The 4,365-nt window shown below is 41.5% G+C and carries 6 protein-coding genes; 1 reads left to right on the top strand and 5 read right to left on the bottom strand.

What is annotated here, in order from left to right; translation table 11 throughout:
• Window positions 1-479: 479 nt before the first annotated feature.
• Window positions 480-617 (bottom strand): hypothetical protein, encoded by a 138-nt coding sequence (locus F6K37_RS21500; protein ID WP_008190365.1) that lies wholly within the window; start codon window positions 615-617, stop codon window positions 480-482.
• 491 nt (window positions 618-1,108) lie between these two features.
• Window positions 1,109-1,234, bottom strand: a complete 126-nt coding sequence (locus F6K37_RS21495) for a hypothetical protein (RefSeq protein ID WP_287252032.1) — start codon at window positions 1,232-1,234, stop codon at window positions 1,109-1,111.
• 716 nt (window positions 1,235-1,950) lie between these two features.
• Here F6K37_RS21495 and F6K37_RS21490 point away from each other — a divergent pair.
• On the top strand, window positions 1,951-2,325 hold the full coding sequence (locus tag F6K37_RS21490) for a hypothetical protein (protein WP_287252031.1): 375 nt from the start codon (window positions 1,951-1,953) through the stop codon (window positions 2,323-2,325).
• Between the two features lie 583 nt (window positions 2,326-2,908).
• On the opposite strand, the gene F6K37_RS21485 is transcribed toward F6K37_RS21490, so the two are convergent.
• From F6K37_RS21485 to F6K37_RS21475, 3 genes are all read right to left on the bottom strand, one after another.
• On the bottom strand, window positions 2,909-3,439 hold the full coding sequence (locus F6K37_RS21485) for a gamma-glutamylcyclotransferase family protein (RefSeq protein WP_008190370.1): 531 nt from the start codon (window positions 3,437-3,439) through the stop codon (window positions 2,909-2,911).
• Window positions 3,440-3,756: 317 nt separating this feature from the next.
• Window positions 3,757-3,987 carry an alpha-isopropylmalate synthase regulatory domain-containing protein gene (locus F6K37_RS21480; RefSeq protein ID WP_502887765.1) on the bottom strand — a complete coding sequence of 77 codons (231 nt, stop codon included), beginning with the start codon at window positions 3,985-3,987 and terminating at the stop codon, window positions 3,757-3,759.
• A gap of 143 nt (window positions 3,988-4,130) precedes the next feature.
• A partial coding sequence (locus F6K37_RS21475; protein WP_287252028.1) for an alpha-isopropylmalate synthase regulatory domain-containing protein occupies window positions 4,131-4,365 on the bottom strand: 235 nt, incomplete at its 5' end.

The raw sequence follows: 4,365 nt of genomic DNA, 5'->3' as shown, positions 1-4,365 counted from the left end.
TAGTCCGTAAGCATTCAGCCGTCAGCCGTCAGCCGTCAGCTTTCCATAACTGAGATTAATGCTTACCTGTTTTATTCAAAAGCTCTTACCGTAGCTTGTCCATAGTCCATAAGCACCTCAAGTAGCTTGCCCATAGCCCATAAACTGATAGCTGATAGCACCTCAAGTAGCGTGCGCGTAGCGCTTAAGCTGATAGCTTACGGTAGTCCTATGATTAGTTTAGAGTATTATTCATTAGTTGAGCCAGATTGAGACAACAAGTTCACAACGTTTGTGTAGCTGTGAAAAAATAATCACAAATATATTCTTCGACCGTCACCAATGTGAAGTGCCATGAAGTAACCTGAAGTTTGTTTGTAAGCTATCAGCTATCAGCTATCAGCCATCAGCTATCAGCTTATGCGCTACTTGAGATGCTACTTGAGGTGCTATCAGCTATCAGCCATCAGAGATTAAATATCAGCTTTTGAATAAAACAGCTAAGCTTTTGAATAATGCTGACCACTGACCGCTGACCGCTGATCGCTGACCGCTGACCGCTGACTGCTTACCAATAAAAAAAAATCGGTCAAGGTTTGGTTAACCAATGCTTGACCGAATTCTATAATATAAACCACTACAATTAAAGCTTAGCTTATCAGCTATCAGCTATCAGCTATCAGCTATCAGCTGATTAGCTATCAGCTATCAGCCATCAGTTATCAGCTGATTAGCTATCAGCTATCAGCTTAAGCGCTACGCGCACGCTACGCGAACAGTTATCAGCAAAAGGCTGACCGCTGACCGCTGACCACTGACCGCTGACGGCTGACGGCTGACCACTGACTACTGACCACTTACCTCAGCAACTGATCCAAAACAACAACATTCCAACTCAGTAAACTAACCTCCACAAAACAAATTGCACTCATAGTCGCCAGGGCGTCAAAACCCTGGCAAATTACTATCCTAGTCTACGTAAAAATAGCGAATCAAAAAAGTCATAATCTCATCAGGCTTCCCCGTAGGCTCGGGAGTGCTCCACTCGTTGGGATAGGCGTATTTAAGGCCATAAAGGGCAATAAGCGATGCAGCGCGGTCTTGGGGGTTCCCCCCATGAGCGACTGCATCAAGACATTGTCTTCCAAACTTTTTGAGGAGAACCGATCAAGATCAGCTTGACTTTCTTAGGTTTGCGACCAGGGTTTTCTGGGGTGTTATTTTCATTCGAGTTAGGTGGAATGTTCTTGGTCATGAATCGTGACTCCTGTAAATGGTTCATACTATTAATATATTTATAAGTTAATCATTTGTCAAGGGATTTAGAATTTTTTGATTATTACGAAATATGGAGATTGTGGAGAGTAAAATTAATCGTATTGTGGGCAGTAAAATTAATCGTAGGGTGGGCAGTGCTTCCTAGAAAATTTCAAGGTTGTATAAAGTGAAATCGGCACTGCCCACCAACAGAAAATAAATTAAAATAAATTGTAAAATAGAGTAAAATTAATCGTAGGGTGGGCAGTGCTTCCTAGAAAATTTCAAGGTTGTATAAAGTGAAATCGGCACTGCCCACCAACAGAAAATTAATTGTATTGTGGGCAGTAAAAATAATCGTAGGGTGGGCAGTGCTTCCTAGAAAATTTCAAGGTTGTATAAAGTGAAATCGGCACTGCCCACCAACAGAAAATAAATTGTATTGTGGGCAGTAAAAATAATCGTAGGGTGGGCAGTGATTCCTAGAAAATTTCAAGGTTGTATAAAGTGAAATCGGCACTGCCCACCAACAGAAAATTAATTGTATTGTGGGCAGTAAAAATAATCGTAGGGTGGGCAGTGATTCCTAGGATTTTTCCAGCTTGTAGTCAGTTAAATCGGCACTGCCCACCAACAGAAAATTCATGGTAAAATATAATAAAATTAATCGTATTGTGGGCAGTAATAATACCAATTCCAAAGCTTACCATCGGGATGATACTCACTGCCCACCCTACATCAACTGCTCCCTGTTCCCTGCTCCCTGCTCCCTACTCCCTAAAACCCAAGACTTTATACCTAAACGAATTGAAAACTGCTGTAATGAAACAAACCCACTATCTAACCACAACCGTTCAACAAGGCAACCGCCTTGAGATTTCCCTTCCCAATTTACCGGTAGGACAAACCATAGAAGTGATTTTAATCGTACCTGAAACCGCACAAAATAATTCAATGGAACGCCAAGCTTTTCAACAACTTCCCCTAGAAGAACGTCGTCGCATTTTAGCCCAACAAGCAGAAGCCATGAAAGACTATTATCAAGAAAATCAAGAATGGAAAGATTGGATAAATTTTGATAACGAGTAAATCTATATTGTTTAATTCGGTTAGTATAAATTCCTGGGTTTTAGGGAACAGGGAACAGGGAACAGGGAATAGGGAATAGTAAAAAAAATCTGTGTATCTGATAGGTAAGTATTCAGAATTCAGCTTTTGAATAATACCTGTTTTATTCAAAATAAAATTAATCGTATTGTGGGCAGTAAAATTAATCGTAGAATCGTAGGGTGGGCAGTGCTTCCTAGAAATTTTCCAGCTTGTATAAAGTTAAATCGGCACTGCCCACCAACAGAAAATTAATCGTAAAAATAATCGTAGGGTGGGCAGTGCTTCCTAGAAATTTTCCAGCTTGTATAAAGTTAAATCGGCACTGCCCACCAACAGAAAATTAATCGTAAAAATAATCGTAGGGTGGGCAGTGCTTCCTAGAAATTTTCAAGGTTGTAGTCAGTTAAATCGGCACTGCCCACCAACAGAAAATTCATGGTAAAATAGAGTAAAATTAATCGTAAGGTGGGCAGTAATAATACCAATTCCAAAGCTTACCATCCGGATGATACTTACTGCCCACCCTACATCAACTGTTCCCTGTTCCCTTTGCTAGCAATCCTCAGCTCGCCTTTAGTTGCAACTGATGCATATGATCAAACAACTTCCAGCAATACTCCTCAGATAGCCCACAGGTAACAGCACCCCGGAGTACCACATGGAAATACCAATCATTAGGAGCCATTTCCTGATCTAACTTATTGACCACCACATAAGTCCGAACGCCCTGATACAACTTATTTTGACAGTGGACATTGACCATTTCCTGTCGGTAGCCACCGCGAGGCACTTCTTCCCGCAGATCCAAAGCTTCACTCACCCGCCAAGGTAAATGATACAAAACTCCTTCAACCCTTGACCCAGGAGTTTTCACCACATCCAGCGTCCCACAATTACGACGTCGAGATTTGCGATAAAAACCAATATGATAATCCTTGAGAGTAGCAGTACCAATCACAAAATTATGAGTATCTTCCCCAAGCGATCGCTTTAAATCTACTGGACACATACAAGAGCCATAAGCAAAATAGTAAAAGCCTGACTCTGTGTGACGTTGGTGTTTTCTGTCAGTGTTTAGCTCGGCAGCTGACATACGCAATACTATTTCCTAACTTATACCTAGACTTTGGCAAATAAAACCTTATTTTATCGAACAATAAAGTCGTCGGGAGTGTCAACAAACACGTTTCACCAAAAAGAAATCCCACTGTTTGAACCAGTGGGACAATTATTGAATATTGAAAGGCAAAGTATGCAGAGGTTTAAACTTTAAGATATTAGATATAGCGTTTCTAGAATTTATGAGGTACGCTTCTCAACCTCAAAGTCCCCCTTATTAAGGGGGATTTAGGGGGATCAAGTTGTACCTCATGGGTATAAGACTTGCTATAATTCCATAACAATTTGAGATCAGACCCCTGCTCTAGATCCTATCGATAACTCAGGATCATTACCCAACTTACCGTTCTGCATGGCTGAATACAGTCGGTTCAGCGCATTCACATAGGCCTGTGCTGAAGCCACAATAATATCCGTACTGGCAGCATAACCCGAATAGACCCGTTCATCGTGCCGCAAACGAATAGTCACTTCCCCAAGAGCATCAATTCCTGCCGTTACCGATTGCACCGAAAACTCAATCAGTAAGATATTAGATATAGCGTTTCTAGAATTTATGAGGTACGCTTCTCAACCTCAAAGTCCCCCTTATTAAGGGGGATTTAGGGGGATCAAGTTGTACCTCATGGGTATAAGACTTGCTATAATTCCATAACAATTTGAGATCAGACCCCTGCTCTAGATCCTATCGATAACTCAGGATCATTACCCAACTTACCGTTCTGCATGGCTGAATACAGTCGGTTCAGCGCATTCACATAGGCCTGTGCTGAAGCCACAATAATATCCGTACTGGCAGCATAACCCGAATAGACCCGTTCATCGTGCCGCAAACGAATAGTCACTTCCCCAAGAGCATCAATTCCTGCCGTTACCGATTGCACCGAAAACTCAATCAGT

The organism is Moorena sp. SIO4E2 (assembly GCF_010671945.1).
GTDB lineage: Bacteria > Cyanobacteriota > Cyanobacteriia > Cyanobacteriales > Coleofasciculaceae > Moorena > Moorena producens.
Note: the sequence above shows the minus strand (reverse complement) of the source record. Positions and strands in the feature narration are given on the sequence as shown.